Source organism: Aureimonas populi (assembly GCF_017815515.1).
Classification (GTDB): Bacteria; Pseudomonadota; Alphaproteobacteria; order Rhizobiales; family Rhizobiaceae; genus Aureimonas; species Aureimonas populi.
Genome location: NZ_CP072611.1, coordinates 421,217 through 437,369 on the forward strand (window position 1 = coordinate 421,217; position 16,153 = coordinate 437,369).

Annotated in this window: 14 protein-coding genes, 1 pseudogene and 1 riboswitch; of the genes and pseudogenes, 6 read left to right on the forward strand and 9 right to left on the reverse strand. The window is 69.9% G+C overall.

Annotated elements, in window-relative coordinates:
- Positions 1-5 precede the first annotated feature (5 nt).
- The 7 genes and pseudogenes from lhpI to J7654_RS01930 all read right to left on the reverse strand — a co-directional run bounded on the left by lhpI (position 6) and on the right by J7654_RS01930 (position 6,440).
- Positions 6-989, reverse strand: coding sequence for a bifunctional Delta(1)-pyrroline-2-carboxylate/Delta(1)-piperideine-2-carboxylate reductase (lhpI, locus tag J7654_RS01905; protein ID WP_209737721.1), 984 nt, complete (start codon positions 987-989; stop codon positions 6-8).
- 5 nt (positions 990-994) lie between these two features.
- Entirely contained in the window at positions 995-1,678 is a 684-nt protein-coding gene (locus J7654_RS01910) for a helix-turn-helix domain-containing protein (protein WP_209737722.1), read from the reverse strand.
- A 61-nt stretch (positions 1,679-1,739) separates the two neighbouring features.
- Complete coding sequence (locus J7654_RS01915; protein WP_209737724.1) at positions 1,740-2,951, reverse strand: ABC transporter substrate-binding protein; 1,212 nt, start codon at positions 2,949-2,951, stop codon at positions 1,740-1,742.
- 96 nt (positions 2,952-3,047) lie between these two features.
- On the reverse strand, positions 3,048-4,001 hold the full coding sequence (locus J7654_RS18445) for a branched-chain amino acid ABC transporter permease (RefSeq protein WP_342451461.1): 954 nt from the start codon (positions 3,999-4,001) through the stop codon (positions 3,048-3,050).
- A gap of 87 nt (positions 4,002-4,088) precedes the next feature.
- Positions 4,089-4,964: pseudogene (locus J7654_RS18450) on the reverse strand (branched-chain amino acid ABC transporter permease); the annotation flags it as partial.
- 23 nt (positions 4,965-4,987) lie between these two features.
- A complete protein-coding gene (locus J7654_RS01925; protein ID WP_209737728.1) occupies positions 4,988-5,689 on the reverse strand; it encodes an ABC transporter ATP-binding protein in 702 nt (233 codons plus the stop codon).
- Entirely contained in the window at positions 5,682-6,440 is a 759-nt protein-coding gene (locus J7654_RS01930; RefSeq protein ID WP_209737730.1) for an ABC transporter ATP-binding protein, read from the reverse strand. The genes J7654_RS01925 and J7654_RS01930 overlap by 8 nt, the downstream gene beginning before the upstream one ends.
- Before the next feature lie 207 nt (positions 6,441-6,647).
- Positions 6,648-6,766: riboswitch (TPP riboswitch) on the forward strand.
- 87 nt (positions 6,767-6,853) lie between these two features.
- Here J7654_RS01930 and thiC point away from each other — a divergent pair.
- Genes thiC through thiD form a run of 6 tightly spaced genes read left to right on the forward strand, consistent with a single transcriptional unit; the run spans position 6,854 to position 12,049 of the window.
- Positions 6,854-8,686, forward strand: coding sequence for a phosphomethylpyrimidine synthase ThiC (gene thiC / locus J7654_RS01935; RefSeq protein ID WP_209737732.1), 1,833 nt, complete (start codon positions 6,854-6,856; stop codon positions 8,684-8,686).
- A complete protein-coding gene (gene thiO / locus J7654_RS01940; protein ID WP_209737734.1) occupies positions 8,683-9,654 on the forward strand; it encodes a glycine oxidase ThiO in 972 nt (323 codons plus the stop codon). Before thiC ends, thiO begins: the two co-directional genes overlap by 4 nt.
- Positions 9,651-9,851 (forward strand): sulfur carrier protein ThiS, encoded by a 201-nt coding sequence (gene thiS, locus J7654_RS01945; protein ID WP_209737736.1) that lies wholly within the window; start codon positions 9,651-9,653, stop codon positions 9,849-9,851. Before thiO ends, thiS begins: the two co-directional genes overlap by 4 nt.
- A gap of 1 nt (position 9,852) precedes the next feature.
- Positions 9,853-10,626: a thiazole synthase gene (locus J7654_RS01950; RefSeq protein ID WP_209737739.1), complete on the forward strand. Its 774-nt coding sequence runs from the start codon at positions 9,853-9,855 to the stop codon at positions 10,624-10,626.
- Positions 10,623-11,255 carry a thiamine phosphate synthase gene (locus J7654_RS01955; RefSeq protein ID WP_209737741.1) on the forward strand — a complete coding sequence of 211 codons (633 nt, stop codon included), beginning with the start codon at positions 10,623-10,625 and terminating at the stop codon, positions 11,253-11,255. Before J7654_RS01950 ends, J7654_RS01955 begins: the two co-directional genes overlap by 4 nt.
- Positions 11,252-12,049 carry a bifunctional hydroxymethylpyrimidine kinase/phosphomethylpyrimidine kinase gene (thiD, locus tag J7654_RS01960; RefSeq protein ID WP_209737742.1) on the forward strand — a complete coding sequence of 266 codons (798 nt, stop codon included), beginning with the start codon at positions 11,252-11,254 and terminating at the stop codon, positions 12,047-12,049. Before J7654_RS01955 ends, thiD begins: the two co-directional genes overlap by 4 nt.
- 91 nt (positions 12,050-12,140) lie before the next feature.
- Here the strand turns inward: thiD and ade are convergent, their stop codons facing one another.
- Positions 12,141-13,847, reverse strand: coding sequence for an adenine deaminase (ade, locus tag J7654_RS01965; protein ID WP_209737744.1), 1,707 nt, complete (start codon positions 13,845-13,847; stop codon positions 12,141-12,143).
- An 86-nt stretch (positions 13,848-13,933) separates the two neighbouring features.
- On the reverse strand, positions 13,934-16,093 hold the full coding sequence (locus tag J7654_RS01970; protein ID WP_209737746.1) for a TonB-dependent siderophore receptor: 2,160 nt from the start codon (positions 16,091-16,093) through the stop codon (positions 13,934-13,936).
- Between the last annotated feature and the right edge of the window lie 60 nt (positions 16,094-16,153).

Below are 16,153 nucleotides of genomic sequence, written 5' to 3' on the forward strand. Positions count from 1 at the left end.
CTCCTTCAGCCCCGCACGGCCGCGAGCCGCAATTCGGGCCGCTCGCCATCCGCCAGGAGCTGCGCGGCGGTCAGGTCCTCGATGGCAGCGCCCACGGATTTGAAGAGGGTGATCTCCGCCTGCCCCAGCCGCCCGCTCTTCTTGCCGCTGGCCAGCTCGTGCAGGTCGGCCACCACCTTCCCGGCCTGCCAGACGCCGGCGGCGATGGGTTGCAGGAGGTCGCCGGCTTCCGCGAGCGCCCCCTCATAGGTATCGACGAAGACGCGCGCACCCGTCACCGCCGCATCGTCGCTCTCGCGCATGGCGGGCGTGAAGGCGCCGATGAGGTCGAGATGGGTGCCGGGCCGCAGGTCCGCGCCCCGGACCAGCGGCTCCGTCGAGGTCGTTGCGCAGCTCACGATGTCGGCCTCGCCGACAGCGCGCGAAAGATCGCTCACCGGAGCCACGTCGAAGCCCTGCGCCTCCAGGTCGCGCGCCAGCGGCAGGACGCGGTCCGGGTTGCGGCCCCACAGGAGGACGCGCTCGATGGGCCGCACCGCGCGATGCGCGGCCGGAAGCTGTGCGGCGACATGGCCGGTGCCCACCACGAGCAGCGTGCGGCTGTCCGGCCGCGAGAGATGCAGCGAGGCGAGCGCCGAGGCGGCGGCTGTGCGCCGGTTCGTCAGCGCCTCCCCGTCGATCAGGGCGCGCGGCCGGCCGGTCCGCCCGTCGAGAAGGACATAGAGCGAGGAGACCGCCCCGAGCCCGCTTTCGGTGTTGCGCGGAAAGACGGAGACGAGCTTCACGCCGAGCGCGCGTCCCCGCTCCCAGGCCGGCATGGTCAGGAGCCGGCCGGGCGCGGCCTCGGTGCCCACCTCGTAGCCGGTGCGCACCGGCATGGGCTCTCCGCCCTTGGCGAAGGTCTCGCCCAGGGCCCGGATCAGGCGGGGATAGGCAAGGCCGGCCTCGACCTCCTCGGCGGTGTAGTGGCGCGGTGCGCTTTGCGTCATCGTTCTCATTCCAGTGCGTTGATGCCGGTGCAGATCCACAGGACCTGCGCATCCTCCTCGCTCAGCGAGACGAGCGCATGGCCCATCGTGCTGTCGAAATAGATGCTGTCGCCCTCCTCCAGGACGACGGGCGAGTAGAATTCGGTGAAGACCTCGATGCGGCCGGACAGCACGCACAGGAACTCCTCCCCCTGGTGGCGCACCCAGCCGGAGAAGTCGTCCAGGCTGCGGGCCCGCACATGGGCCTTGAAGGGCAGCATCCGCTTCTGCGACAGGTCGGTCGCCAGCACCTCGTAGCGATAGGCGTCGGTGGGGTGGAACTTGCCCTCGCGGTTGGCCGTGACGGAGCGGCGGCCGAAGGGCGTACTCTGGCGCTGCGTGTCGAACAGCTCCACGATGTCCAGCCCGGTGCCGCGCGTGATGCGCTGGAGCACGTCGTAGGTGGGCGACATCTGGCCGTTCTCGATCTTGGAGAGGGTGGAGCGGGCCACCCCGGTGCGCCGGCTCACCTCCTCCAGCGTCCAGCTCTTCTCCAGCCTCATGCGCTTCAGCCTCTGGCCGAGATCGACGGCGCTGTCCTCCCCCTCCTGCCCGCCCTGCGGCGGGAAACCGGCCGGTTCCGGGGGCGCGGAAAGGGCGAGCGCCCCGGCGTCCCTGGCCGGGCGGGCCTTCTTCTTCGTCTCGGTCATCTGGTCTCCGGCACGGGGCGTTCGCGGGCGGGGCGGGGTCGGCACCGCCCGCGAGACGCGATTACTGCACGAGCGGGCACTCGCTCTGGTCGAGAGGCAGGAACGCCTCCTCGCCCGGAACGGTCGCCAGCACATTGTAATAATCCCACGGCGCCGTCGATTCGGAAGGCTCCTTCACCTGCACGAGCATCATGTCGTGCACCATGCGCCCGTCCTCGCGCACGCGTCCGTTGTGGGCGAAGAAGTCCTCCACCGGCAATTCGCGCATCTTGGCGGCCACCGCGCCCGCCTCGTCCGTGCCCGCCGCCTCGATGGCCTTCAGATAATGCGCGACGGCCGAGTAGACGCCGGCCTGGAGCGCCGTGGGCATGGCCCCGCGCACCTCGAAGAAGCGCTGGGCGAAGGCCCGCGTCTCCTCGTCCCTGTCCCAGTAGAAGCCCTCGATGAAGGAGATGCCCTGCGCCGTCTCCAGCCCCAGCGAATGGACGTCGGAGATGAACATCACCGGGGCGGTGACGACCTGCCCGCTGGCCGTGACGCCGAACTCGTTGGCCTGCTTGATCGCCGTCGTCATGTCGCGCCCGGCGGTGGCCAGCATCACGACCTTGGCGCCGGAAGCCTGCGCGGGCAGGAGGAAGGCCGACAGGTCGTTGGCGCCGAAGGGATGGCGGATGGTGCCGAGCACCTGCCCCCCGCCCTCCTCGATGGCCTTGGTCGCGATCTCCTCCAGCGAATGGCCGAAGGCGAAGTCGGCCGTGACGATGAAGAACGTGTCGTCGCCCCGCTCGATCAGCGCCTTCACCGGGCCGATGGCGTTGGAATAATTGTCGTAGACCCACTGGAAGCCGGTGGGCGAGCATTGCGCGCCGGTGAGCTCCGTGGTGCCGGGCGAGGAGAAGAGGGCGATGCGGTTGGTGTCCCGCGTCATCTGCTGGACCGCCAGCGCGATCGCGCTGTTGGTGACGTCGGCGATGGCGTCGACCTGCTCGTTCTCGATCCAGCGGCGCGCGATGCCCACGCCCACATCGGCCTTGTGCTGGTGGTCGGCGCCGACGATGACGATGGGCTTGTCCAGCACCGTGCCGCCGAAATCGGCCGCCGCCATCTCGGCGGCGAGCAGCGAGCCGGGCCCGTTCATGTCGGCCCACTGGCCCGACATGTCGGTCAGCACGCCGACCTTCACGACATCGTCGCTGACCTGCGCGAGGGCGGGCGTGGCGCCGATGAGAAGCGCGGCTGCGAGCCCGCGCAGGGTGGACGCTGTTATGGCCATTTCAGGTCTCCTCATGAAAGGGGCGCTCGGCGAGCGGCCTTCGGGTTGCACGGCAGGCGGAAACGCTTCCGGCTCTCATGGCCGGACCGGGCAAGCTCACTCGCCCGGAACCTCGCGCGCGGCAGGGGCAGGAGCAGAGGCAGGAGCAGGCGCGGTGCGGTGGGGCCGGCGCTGGGCCAGCGCCGTCAGCTCGCCCACGATGCCGCGCCGGAAGGCGACGACGCACAGGACGAAGATGAGGCCGTGGATGACCGTGACCCACTGGCCGAGCGCCGCCAGATAGTTCTGCATGGCGATGACGACGAAGGCGCCGACCACGGGGCCGAACAGCGTGCCCACCCCGCCGAGGAAGGTCATCAGCAGCACCTCGCCCGACATCGCCCAGTGCACGTCGGTGAGGGTCGCGATCTGGTTGACGATGGCCTTGGTGGAGCCGGCAAGCCCGGCCAGCGCCGCCGAGATGGTGAAGGCCGCCAGCTTGTAGCGCTCCGTATCGAGGCCGAGCGACTGGGCCCGCGGCTCATGGTCGCCGATGGCCTTGAGGATGCGCCCGAAGGGCGAGCCGACGAGCCGCATGATCAGGTAGAAGCCGCCGAGGAAGACGACGAGCACGAAGGCGTAGAGATTGGCTGGGACGGACAGGTCCACGAGGCCCAGGAGATGGCCGCGCGGCACGCCCTGGAGCCCGTCCTCGCCGCCGGTGAAGCGCGCCTGGAGGGCCACGAAGTAGATCATCTGCGCGAAGGCCAGCGTGACCATGGCGAAGTAGATGCCGCTGCGGCGGATGGCGAGCCAGCCGGACGCCGCCCCCAGGAGCGCGGCCGCGCCCGTGCCGGCCAGGATCGCCAGCTCCGGCGAGAGGCCCCACACCTTGGCCGCGTGGCCGCAGACATAGCCCGCCGTTCCCAGGAACATGGCGTGGCCGAAGGAGACGAGGCGCCCGTATCCGGCGATGAGGTTGAAGGCGCAGGCGAAGAGGGCGAAGAGCATCGCCTTCATCATGAAGCCCGGATAGACGAGGAGCGGCGCCACCGCGAGGCAGGCGGCCATGGCGAGGAAGAGCCAGGTCTGCGTGCGCACCTTCAGCTCCGCCGCTTCCGGCACGCCCTGGTGGGGCCGGGCGGCCTCGGGCTTGGAGCCGAAGAGGCCGGCGGGCCGCAGAAGCAGCACCGCCGCCATGACGAGGAAGACCACCGTGCTCGACAGCTCGGGATAATAGGCCTTGGTCAGCCCCTCCACGATGCCGACGAGGAAGCCGGTGACGATGGAGCCCATGATGGACCCCATGCCCCCGATCACCACCACCGCGAAGACGACGATGATGAGGTCCACCCCCATGGTGGGCGTGACCTGGTAGATCGGCGCGGCCAGCACGCCCGCCAGCGCCGCGAGCGCCACGCCGGCCCCGTAGGTCAGCATGATCATGCGCGGCACGCGGATGCCGAAGGCCTGCACCAGCATCGGGTTCTCGGTGGCCGCGCGCAGATAGGAGCCAAGCTTGGTGCGCTCGATGACGTACCAGGTGGCAAGGCACACGGCGAGCGAGACCAGGATGACCCAGGCCCGGTAGTTGGGCAGGAACATGAAGCCCAGATTGGTACCGCCCGAAAGCTGCGGGGGGATGGCGTAGGGCTGCCCGGAGGAGCCGAACAGATTGCTGGCCACCCCTTGCGCGATCAGCGCGAAGCCGAAGGTCAGCAGCATTCCGTAGAGATGGTCCAGCTTGTAGAGCCGGCGCAGGAGGAAGCGCTCCATCAGGAGCCCCGTCGCGCCCACGAGAAGCGGGGCGAGAACGAGCGCCTGCCAGTAGCCGATGCCGAGGAAGTGGAGCAGGGCCCAGGCGACCATGGCGCCCATCATGTACTGCGCGCCGTGGGCGAAGTTCACGATGTTCAGCATGCCGAAGATGACGGCCAGCCCGAGGCTCATCATGGCGTAGAACGCACCGTTGATCAGCCCGAGCAGGAGCTGCCCGAAGAGCACGGCCGAGGGAACTCCGAGGATGGTGGTCATGCGGCCTGTCCTTTGGTTTTCCGTCAGAGACCCAGATAGCTCTTGATGGTGCCGAGCCGGCTCTCCAGCTCCGAGCCGGGGATCTCGTCCACCACGCGGCCCAGCTCGACGACGTAGTGCCGGTCGGCCAGGGCCGAGGCGAAGCCGACATTCTGCTCCACCAGGAGGATGGTGAAGCCGAGCGCCTTGAGCTCCGCGATGGTGCGCCCGATCTCCTGGATGATGACCGGCGCCAGCCCCTCGGTCGGTTCGTCGAGGAGCAGGATGCGCGCGCCTGTGTGCAGGATGCGCCCCAGCGCCAGCATCTGCTGCTCGCCGCCCGAGAGCTTGGTGCCCTGGCTGTCCAGCCGCTCCTTCAGATTGGGGAACAGCTCCAGGATGCGCTCGATCGGCAGGCCGCCCTCGGCGACCCTTGGCGGCAGCATCAGGTTCTCGCGCACGCTGAGGCTGGAGAAGATGCCGCGCTCCTCCGGGCAGAAGGCAATGCCCTTGCGCGCGATCTCGTAAGGGGGCGCGGCGACGATCTCGGCGCCGTCGAGGCGGATGGAGCCGGCGCGCCGGTCCATCAGGCCCATGATGGATTTGAGCGTCGTCGTCTTGCCCGCGCCGTTGCGCCCCAGAAGGGTGACGACCTCGCCGGCGCGGACGCAAAACTCCATGCCGTGCAGGACCTTGGATTCGCCGTACCAGGCCTCCAGCCCGGAAACGCGCAATGTCTCAGCCATGGGCTTCCCCCGTATAGGCGGCCATGACGTCGGGCCGTGAGGACACCGCCTCGTAGGTGCCCTCCGCCAGGACCTGCCCGCGCACCATCACGGTGATCGTGTCGGCCAGCTCGGCCACCACCTTCATGTTGTGCTCCACGAGCAGCACGGTGCGCCCCTCGCCCATCTCGCGGATCAGGCCCGTCACGCGCTCGATGTCCTCGCGCCCCAGCCCTGCCATGGGCTCGTCGAGCAGCAGCACGCTCGGCTCCAGTGCCAGCGTGGTGGCCAGCTCCAGCACCCGCTTGCGCCCGTAGGAGAGGTTTCCCGCCAGCGCATCGGCTTGCTCGGAAAGGCCGAAGCGGCGCAGCAGCGCGTCGGCCTCGTCGATCAGCGCCGGGTGGGAGGAGATGCGGCCGAGAAGGCTCCAGCCGAGGCCCCGGCCGCGCAGGAGCGCCAGCTCCACATTCTCGCGCACCGAAAGCCCGGAGAACACAGCCGAGATCTGGAACGAGCGCGCCACGCCGCGCTTGGCCATGGCCGCCATGCCCAGCCGGGTCACGTCCTCGCCCTCGTGCAGGATCGAACCGTGCGAGGGCGCCAGATATTTGGTGAGAAGGTTGAACAGCGTGGTCTTTCCCGCGCCGTTCGGGCCGATCACCGCATGCATGCTGCCGCGTCGCAGCCGGAAGTCGACGTCGCGCACGGCGAAGAAGCCGTTGAACTCCCGACTGAGGCTCCTGGCCTCCAGCGCATGGGCGGCACGATCCATCGAGGGCGCTCCACTGTCCCGGGGATGAGGGACGCAGCCTGCGCCTGAAGTTTCCTATCGTCAACAATGTTTCCGATAAGAGTCGCCCGTAGTTGCGGCAGATCGCCGCCCCTTTCCGCGTCACTTGCCGAAGCGTTGAGCTTTCCAGGCGTTTCGCCCGCCGGGGCGGCTCCGGTTGACAAGCATCGCGCCCGCCCTGCATCCTGTGGGCCTCACCAGGGGGGTCCCGACAAGGGGCTGAGATACTGCTGGCCGCAAGGCAGCGCAGTGACCCGTTGAACCTGATCCAGTTCATACTGGCGTAGGGATGGTGCCGAATGCCGGGCGGCCGCGCATGCGTGGTTCGTGCCGCGCATTCTTTCCCCATTCCGTCAGAGCTGGGTCTCGTCGCTGCCTGCGAGGAGCCTTGATCCATGACGTCGAACCCAAGCAAGACCCCTTTCGAAACCGGGAGCCCGGCCGTTTCGACGGGCCCCCTGCCCGCATCCGCCAAGATCTTCCGGGAGGGGGCGATCCATCCGGGCCTGCGCGTGCCGTTCCGGCAGGTCGCGCTTCATCCGAGCGCCGGCGAGCCGCCCGTCACCCTCTACGATTCCTCCGGCCCCTACACCGACCCGGCGGCCCGGATCGCCATCGAGCGCGGCCTTGCGCCCCTTCGCCGGCCCTGGATCGAGGGGCGCGGCGACGTGGAGGCCTATGAGGGGCGCCTCGTCACGCCCGCCGACAACGGCTTCGTGGCGCCCGACCGACTGACGCCCCCCTTCCCCGCCCTCCCGCGCCCCTTTCGCGCCCGGGGCGGCCGGGCCGTCACGCAGCTCGCCTATGCGCGGGCCGGCATCGTCACGCCGGAGATGGAGTTCGTCGCCATTCGCGAGAATCTCGGCCGGCAGGCCGCGTGCGAGGCGGGGGACGGCGAGAGCTTCGGCGCTTCGATCCCCGACGCCGTCACGCCCGAATTCGTGCGCGAGGAGGTGGCGCGCGGCCGCGCCGTCATTCCGGCCAATATCAACCATCCCGAGATCGAGCCGATGATCATTGGCCGCAACTTCCTGGTGAAGATCAACGCCAATATCGGCAATTCCGCCGTCACCTCCTCCATGGCCGAGGAGGTGGAGAAGATGGTGTGGGCCATCCGCTGGGGCGCCGACACGGTGATGGACCTCTCCACGGGCCGCAACATCCACAATATCCGCGAATGGATCGTCCGCAATTCGCCCGTGCCCATCGGCACCGTGCCGATCTACCAGGCGCTGGAAAAGGTGGGCGGCGTGGCCGAGGCGCTGAGCTGGGAGATCTTCCGCGACACTTTGATCGAACAGGCCGAGCAGGGCGTGGACTATTTCACCATCCACGCCGGCGTACGCCTCGCCTACATCCCGCTCACCATCGACCGCGTCACCGGCATCGTCAGCCGGGGCGGGTCGATCATGGCCAAATGGTGCCTGCACCACCACCGCGAGAGCTTCCTCTACGAGCATTTCGAGGAGATCTGCGACATTGCCCGCGCCTATGACGTCACCTTCTCGCTGGGCGACGGGCTGCGGCCGGGCTCCATCGCCGACGCCAACGACGCGGCGCAGTTCGCCGAGCTGGAGACGCTGGGGGAGCTGACGAGGATCGCCTGGAACCGCGACTGCCAGGTGATGATCGAGGGCCCCGGCCATGTGCCGATGCACAAGATCCGCGAGAACATGGACAAGCAGCTGGAGGTCTGCGGCGAGGCCCCCTTCTACACGCTCGGGCCGCTGACCACCGACATCGCGCCGGGCTACGACCACATCACCAGCGGCATCGGCGCCGCCATGATCGGCTGGTTCGGCACGGCCATGCTCTGCTACGTCACGCCCAAGGAGCATCTGGGCCTGCCCGACCGCGACGACGTGAAGACGGGGGTGATCACCTACAAGATCGCCGCCCACGCCGCCGACCTCGCCAAGGGCCATCCGGCGGCCCGCATCCGCGACGACGCGCTCAGCCGGGCCCGCTTCGAGTTCCGCTGGGAGGACCAGTTCAACCTCTCCCTCGACCCCGGGACGGCGCGCGGCTTCCACGACCGGACGCTGCCGAAGGAGGCGCACAAGGTGGCGCATTTCTGCTCCATGTGCGGCCCCAGATTCTGCTCCATGAAGATCAGCCACGACATCCGCGCCGAGGCGAAGGCGCGCGAGGGCATGGCCGAGATGGCCAGCCAGTATCGCGAGAACGGCGATCTCTACATGCCGGTCGAGGCAAAGGCAGCGCGATGACGGGGCGCGTCCTGGTGCGGGGCGCGGGCGTGGCGGGGCTCGCGGCCGCCCGCGAGCTTTGCCGCCACGGCCTCGCGGTGGAGCTGCGCGAGCGCGCGGCCTCGCCGGGGGCCGGCGCCTCGGGCCTCGCGGGCGGGATGCTCGCGCCCTTCTGCGAGGGCGAATCCGCGCCCGAGGCGGTGACGCGCCTCGGCCTTCGCGCCGCCGACTGGTGGGAGGAGGCGCTGCCCGGCCTCGTCGGCCGCGCGGGAACGCTCGTCCTCGCCCCGCCGCGCGATGCGGCCGAGCTGACGCGCTTCGCCGCCCGCACGAGCGGCCACGAATGGCTCGACGCGGACGGGATCGCCGCGCTCGAACCAGCCCTGGCCGGGCGGTTCGGCAAGGGGCTGTTCTTCCGCCAGGAGGCCCATCTCGACCCCCGCGCCGCGCTGGCCGGCCTTCGGGCGCGGCTGGAGCGGGAGGGCGCGCGCCTGCGGTTCGGCACGCCGGACGAGGGCGATGCGGGAGGCTTCGACGCGGTGATCGACTGCACCGGCGCGGCCGCCATCCCCGCGCGCCCCGGACTGCGCGGCGTGCGCGGCGAGATGCTGTATCTGGAAACGCCGGAGATCGCCTTCGCGCGCCCCGTGCGGCTGCTCCACCCGCGTCACCCGATCTATGTCGTGCCGCGCGGGCAAGGCCGCTTCATGGTCGGCGCGACGATGATCGAGGCGAACGATGCCGGCCCGGTCTCGGCCCGCTCCCTGATGGAGCTTCTGAACACGGCCTATGCGCTGCACCCCGCCTTCGGCGAGGCGCGCGTGTGCGAGACCGGCGCGGGCGTGCGCCCGGCCTATGACGACAATCTTCCGCGCGTGACGCGGCAGGACCGCACCATCCACATCAACGGCTTCTACCGCCACGGCTTCCTGCTCGCGCCCGCCCTGGCGCGGCAGGCGGTGGAATGTCTGACGGGGAGAGCTTCATGAGAACGCTGATCGTGAACGGAGAGGAGCACCGGGTCGACAGCGCGGACCTTGCCGCGCTGCTCTCGGCGCTGGGTTACGAGGGCCCCTGGCTGGCGACCGCCGTGAACGGCCGGATCGTCCACAAGCCGGACCGCGCGCGCGAAATGCTGCGGGACGGGGACCGGATCGAGATCCTCTCGCCGATGGAGGGCGGCTGACATGCTGAGCCTCTACGGTGTCCCGCTGCGCTCGCGCCTGCTCCTGGGAACGGCGCGCTACCCCTCGCCCGCCATCCTCGCCAGGGCGATCGAGGCCTCCCGCGCGCAGGTCGTCACCGTGTCGCTTCGGCGCGAGAGCGCCGGGGGAGCGACCGGCGGCACCTTCCTGGAGAGCATCGCCTCGCCGGGCGTGCGCATCCTGCCCAACACGGCCGGATGCCACGGCGTTTCCGAAGCGGTGCTGACCGCGCGGATGGCGCGCGAGGTCTTTTCGACGAACTGGGTGAAGCTAGAGGTCATCGGCCATCACGGCACGCTCCAGCCGGACGTGTTCGCGCTGGTGGAAGCCGCCCGCATCCTGACGCAGGAGGGCTTCGAGGTGTTTCCCTACACGACGGGCGACCTCGTGGTGGCCGAGAAGCTGGTGGAGGCCGGCTGCCGCGTTCTGATGCCCTGGTGCGCGCCCATCGGCTCGGCCGCCGGCCCCACGGACCCGGCGGCGCTGCGCGCCATGCGCGCCCACTTCCCGGACGTGCCCCTCATCGTCGACGCCGGGATCGGCCGGCCCTCCCACGCCGCCGCCGTGATGGAGCTGGGCTTCGACGCCGTTCTCCTGAACACGGCGGTGGCCGCCGCCGCCGACCCCGTCTCGATGGCGCGCGCCTTCGCCGATGCGGTCGAGGCCGGGCGGGCGGGCTTTTCCGCCGGCCTCCTGGAGCCACGCGACATGGCCGTCCCGTCCACGCCCCTCATCGGAAAGGCGGTGTTCTCGTGACGCTCGACCCCTTCTATCTCATCGTGGACAGCGCCGACCAGGCGGCCCGCCTCGTGCCGCTGGGCGTCCGGCTCGTCCAGTTGCGCATCAAGGACGAGAACGAGGCGCGCCTGCGCGGCGAAATCCGAAGGGCGCGGGACATCTGCGAGGCGCATGGCTGCACCCTCGTGATCAACGACCACTGGCGCCTCGCCATCGAGGAAGGATGCCGCTTCGTGCATCTGGGGCAGGAGGACCTGGCGAGCGCCGATCGCAGCGCGATCGAGCGGGCGGGGCTCAGGCTCGGCCTCTCCACCCATGACGAGGAGGAGCTGGAAACCGCCCTTGCGGCCGGGCCGGACTATGTCGCGCTCGGCCCGATCTGGCCCACCATCCTGAAGACGATGCCATGGGCACCGCAGGGGCTGGAGCGGATCGCCGAGTGGAAGAAGCGCATCGGCGACATGCCGCTGGTGGCCATTGGCGGGCTCAACCCGGCCCGCGCGCCGGGCGTCTTCGCGCACGGGGCGGACATCGCCTGCGTCGTCACCGACATCGCGCTGAACGCCGACCCGCAAGCGCGAACCCGCGAATGGATCGCGGTGACGCGGGAGCGGCGCGAGCGCCTCGCGCGGGAGACGGCGCGATGATCCCCAACATCCTCTCCATCGCCGGCACGGACCCGACCGGGGGCGCGGGCATCCAGGCCGACATCAAGACCTTCTGCGCGCTCGGCGCCTATGCCATGGCCGCCGTCACCGCGGTCGTGGCGCAGAACACGCAAGGCGTGCGCGGCTTCGTCGCGCTCGATCCCGATTTCGTGGCGCAGCAGATCGACGCGGTCTTCGAGGACGTGCGCGTGGACGCGGTGAAGATCGGCATGGTCGCGACCGCCCCGATCGCCGAGGCCATCGCCGAGTGCCTGCGCCATCACGGCGCCGCCAACATCGTGCTCGACCCGGTGATGGTCGCCAAGAGCGGCGACCACCTCCTGCGCCCGGAGGCCGTCGCCGCGATCCGCGAGCGCCTCGTGCCCCTTTCCACGGTCATCACGCCGAACCTGCCGGAGGCCGGGGTTCTCCTCGGCATCGATCCGCACTGGACGCTTCAGGAGATGCGGCGCCGGATCGGGGCGCTCGCCGAACTCGGGCCGGAATGGGTGCTCCTGAAGGGCGGGCACCTGCCGGACTGCGCGCAGAGCACCGACCTTCTCCTCGGCGCGGGCGAGACGCTGGAGCTCACCGCGCCGCGCCTGGCAACCCGCAACGATCACGGCACCGGCTGCACCCTCTCGGCCGCCATAGCCGCGCGCCTCCCCTCGCGGACGGTGGAGGAGGCGGTGCGAGAGGCGAAGACCTACGTCCACCAGGCGCTTTCGGCGGGCGACCGCCTCGACGTCGGCCGGGGACACGGCCCGCTCCACCATTTCCACGCGCTCTGGTGAGCGGGCACAGGGCGGGACGCGGGTTTCCGGCGAACAGGATCGCCCGCCGCGTTCCTCGCCCCCGGACCCGCGCGCGCTCCCGCCGCAGCGGTCAGACGTAGTCGAACTTGTCCACGTCGAAGAGGCCCCGATCGGTCATCTTGAGATGCGGGATCACGGGCAGGGTGAGGAAGCCGATCTGGAGGAAGGGTTCCTGCAGGGTGCAGCCGAGCGCCGAGGCGGCCTCGCGCAGCGCGCGCAGGCTGGCCGTGACCTCCTCGTAGGGGCGAAGGCTCATCAGGCCCGCGAGCGGGAGCGCGAGCTCGGCGCTCACGCGGCCCTCTTCCACCACCACGAAACCGCCTTGCAGCTCGATCAGCCGGTTCACGGCCAGGGCCATGTCCGCATCGTCGACGCCCACCACGGTGATGTTGTGGCTGTCGTGCCCGACCGAGGAGGCGATGGCCCCGCGCTGGAGGCCGAAGCCCGTGACGAAGCTCGTGGCGATATTGCCGTTGCGCCCGTGCCGCTCGACCACCGTCAGCTTGATGACGTCGGCGGACAGGTCGGGCAGCAGCCCGGTCTCCCCCACCTCCAGCACCGCGCTTTCGCGGAAGGTGAGGATCAGCCCGTGCCGGACACCGATCACCGGCGTCTCGTTCCGGCCGGCCTTGGGCGCGGCGTGGAAATCGGCCGGCTCCATCCGGCGCGAGCGGACCGAGGCGAGGCCGACGGGCTCCACGGTGCCGCGCGCGGCGAAGAGCCCGGGCGTCACCAGCCGCCCGCCCGCCACCACGTCCGACACGCGGCACGCCTCAAGGTCGTCCAGAAGCGCGATGTCGGCCCGCCAGCCGGGCGCCAGCAGGCCGCGATCCTTCAGGCCGAAGATGCGCGCCGCCGAATGGCTCGCCGCCCGGTAGACGTGATGGAGGGGGCAGCCCTTCGCGACGAGCCGGCGGATGGAGGAGTCGAGATGGCCCTCCTCGGCCGTGTCCAGCGGGTTGCGGTCGTCGGTGCACAGCGCCATGAAGCTCGACGTGTTCTCGTCCAGCACCTCGGCCAGCGCGTCGAGATCCTTGGAGACGGACCCTTCGCGGATCAGGATCGCCATGCCCTTGGCCAGCTTCTCGCGTGCCTCGCCCGCACTCGTCGTCTCGTGATCGGTGCGGATGCCGGCCGCCAGATAGGCGTTGAGGTCGCGCCCCGACAGGAGCGGCGCGTGCCCGTCTATATGCCCGTCCTGGAAGGCCGCCAGCTTGGCGAGGAGGCCGGGATCGCGCGCGATGACGCCGGGAAAATTCATCACCTCGGCAAGGCCCAGCGCCTTGGGATGGGTGCGGAACGGCAGGAGGTCCTCCACCTCCAGCGCCGCGCCCGACGTCTCGAAGGGCGTGGCCGGCACGCAGGAGGAGAGGTTCACGCGCACGTCCATCGCCGTGTGCCGCGCGCAGTCGAGGAAATAGCGCAGCCCCTCGGCCCCCAGCACGTTGGCGATCTCGTGCGGATCGCAAAGGGCGGTGGTGACGCCGTGCGGCAGGACGCAGCGGTCGAACTCGAAGGGGGTGAGCAGCGAGGATTCGATATGGAGATGGGTGTCGATGAAGCCCGGCACGGCGAAGCGGCCGCGCCCCTCGACCACCGTGCGCCCCTCGTAGCGATCCAGCGTGCCCACGATCCGCTCGCCGACGACCGCGATGTCGCAGGCCGTCACGGCGCCGGTGACGACGTCGAGGAGGCGCACGTCGCGGATCACCAGATCGGCCGGGGCCTCACCGCGCCCCGCCTCGATCATTCTTGCAAGCCCGGCGGCTCCCGGCATTGGACGATTCCTCTTCCTGACGGCGCCATTGTCGTGAGGCCGCGCCGCGCTGGCAAGGCCCCCCCGCCGGCCGGGAAGGCCCGGTTCTAGAACCGGTAGCGCAGCGAGCCGATGACGTTGCGGCCTTCCTCCTGGTAGCAATAGCCGCCGTTGCAGAGGGGCTTGCGGTCGTCGAAGATGTTCTTCGCGTTGATCTGCGCGCTGACGCCCTGAAGCTTCGGATCGATATGGCTGAAGTCGTAGGAGACGGCCGCGTCGATCAGCACCCGCGATTCGTTGCGGTAGGTGTTGGCGTTGTCCGCCCAGTTCGTTCCGATGAAGCGGGCGCCGAGGCCAAGGCCAAGGCCCTGCGCCGGCCCGCTCAACACGTCGTAATCGCCCCACAGCGAGAACTGGTGCTCAGGCGTGCCGGCCGGGACATTGCCCGCATCCTCGCCCGCGACGATCTCCATGTCGAGATAGGTGTAGGCCGCCGTCAGCTTGAACGCATCCGTCACGCCGGCCGTCGCCTGAAGCTCGAAGCCCTTCGATTCGACCTCCCCGAGCTGCACCTGGAACAGCGGGTTGAGGGGGTCGGGCGTCAGCACGTTGGTCTGGCGGATGCGGAAGAGCGCCGCGCCCACGGAGAGGTTGAGGTCGTCGGGCATGTAGCGCACGCCGATCTCCTCCTGCCTGCCCTCGGTGGGATCGTAGGGCGTGCCGTCGAAGGAGGCGCCCAGCGTCGGAGCGAAGGAGGTGGAGTAGCTCGCATAGGGCGAGATGCCGTTGTCGAAGAGATAGGCGAGCCCGATGCGGCCGGTGAACTGCTCGTCGTCGTGGTCGCGGCTCAGCGAGGGGGTGTCGAAGTTGACCGTCTCGGTGCCCAGCCAGTCGTAGCGCCCGCCCAGCGTGAGGACGAAGCGGTCGTACTCGCTCTGGCTCTGGAGGTAGAGGCCGATCTGGTCCTGCTTCTGGTTCCGCTGCACGGGAACCGAGCCCACGGGCGTCACCGGCTGCCGGCCGTAGTTGAGGCTGACGAGGTCGAGGTCCGGCGCCAGGCCCGAGGCGAAGCCGTAGTCGGTGTCCACATAGGAATAGTCGAGCCCGCCCAGCAGCGTATGGGCGATCGCGCCCGTCTCGAAATTCCCCTGGAGCTGGTTGTCGACGGAAACGCCGCTCGCCTCGTCCAGGATGCGCCCGCTATAGCGCGAGGCGGTCAGGCCGTCGGGCGCGATGCCAAGGATGCTGACCCACTTCATGTCGGTCTCGACATTCTGGTAGCGCAGGTTCTGGCGGAAGGTCAGCGCCTCGTCGAAGCGGTGCTCGAACTCGTAGCCGATCCGCCATTGCTGGCCGTCGAGATCGCGATAGGCCGGGTCGCCATGTTCGTAGGGGCTGATGCGCGCCTGCGGCGTGGTGTACCAGCCCACAGCGCCGGCCGAGGTCAGGTCGGTGAACTCGCCCAGGAGGGTGAGCTGCGTGTTGCGATCGTCCGAGCGCAGGGTGAGCGCGGGGGCGATGGAGATCCGGTCGTCGCGGGCGGCGACGAACTGGGTGTCGGCCGAGCGCCAGAGGCCGGTCAGGCGGTAGAGGACGTTGTCGTTGCCGGCCAGCGGGCCGGAGGCATCGAAATTGGTCTGGAAGCGGTCGTAGGAGCCGACCTGCGCCTCGACCTCGCGGAAGGGCGCCTCCGTCGGGCGCTTGGAGATGACGTTCACGAGGCCGCCCGGCGAGCCGGCCCCGTAGAGCACGGAGCTGGGGCCCTTCAGGATGGTGACGCCCTGCAACGTGTAGGGCTCGTGCCGGAAGACCGAGAACGAGCCGCCGAGGCTGCGCAGCCCGTCGCGGTAGAAGCCGCTGTCGCCCACATTGAAGCCGCGCACGAACAAGGTGTCGAAGCGCGAATCGAAGCCGAACTGCCCGGCGCGCACGCCCGCCGTGTAGCGCGCCGCCTCCACCAGCGACTGGACGTTGCGGTCCTCCAGCTCCTCGCGCGATACCGTTCCCACGGACTGCGGCACCTTGCGGATGTCGGTGTCCGTCTTGGTTCCCGTGGTGGTGGAGCGGGCCACATAGCCCTGGCTCGTCAGGCCGCCGCCGGCGCCCGTGCCGGCGGAGGACGCCGCCGTCCCGTCCCCCTCTACGACCACGGTCTCGAGTTCGACCACGCCCTGGGCGCTGGCGGCGACAGGGGCGAGAAGGCCCAGGCACGAGCAGCACAGAAGGCCGTGCCGCAGAACGGCCAGCGAGAGCGAGGTGGGGGACATGCAAAGGGTTCCTGCAGCGGATGATGGCGGCGATCTACGAAAAGGCGAGTTTGATAGTCA

Bases quoted from the DNA above. Each gene is read 5' to 3' on its own strand.
- lhpI (WP_209737721.1), bottom strand. From the start codon at position 989: ATGACGCAAAGCGCACCGCGCCACTACACCGCCGAGGAGGTCGAGGCC.
- J7654_RS01910 (WP_209737722.1), bottom strand. From the start codon at position 1,678: ATGACCGAGACGAAGAAGAAGGCCCGCCCGGCCAGGGACGCCGGGGCG.
- J7654_RS01915 (WP_209737724.1), bottom strand. From the start codon at position 2,951: ATGGCCATAACAGCGTCCACCCTGCGCGGGCTCGCAGCCGCGCTTCTC.
- J7654_RS18445 (WP_342451461.1), bottom strand. From the start codon at position 4,001: ATGGCCGCCTGCCTCGCGGTGGCGCCGCTCCTCGTCTATCCGGGCTTC.
- J7654_RS01925 (WP_209737728.1), bottom strand. From the start codon at position 5,689: ATGGCTGAGACATTGCGCGTTTCCGGGCTGGAGGCCTGGTACGGCGAA.
- J7654_RS01930 (WP_209737730.1), bottom strand. From the start codon at position 6,440: ATGGATCGTGCCGCCCATGCGCTGGAGGCCAGGAGCCTCAGTCGGGAG.
- thiC (WP_209737732.1), top strand. From the start codon at position 6,854: ATGACGTCGAACCCAAGCAAGACCCCTTTCGAAACCGGGAGCCCGGCC.
- thiO (WP_209737734.1), top strand. From the start codon at position 8,683: ATGACGGGGCGCGTCCTGGTGCGGGGCGCGGGCGTGGCGGGGCTCGCG.
- thiS (WP_209737736.1), top strand. From the start codon at position 9,651: ATGAGAACGCTGATCGTGAACGGAGAGGAGCACCGGGTCGACAGCGCG.
- J7654_RS01950 (WP_209737739.1), top strand. From the start codon at position 9,853: ATGCTGAGCCTCTACGGTGTCCCGCTGCGCTCGCGCCTGCTCCTGGGA.
- thiD (WP_209737742.1), top strand. From the start codon at position 11,252: ATGATCCCCAACATCCTCTCCATCGCCGGCACGGACCCGACCGGGGGC.
- ade (WP_209737744.1), bottom strand. From the start codon at position 13,847: ATGCCGGGAGCCGCCGGGCTTGCAAGAATGATCGAGGCGGGGCGCGGT.
- J7654_RS01970 (WP_209737746.1), bottom strand. From the start codon at position 16,093: ATGTCCCCCACCTCGCTCTCGCTGGCCGTTCTGCGGCACGGCCTTCTG.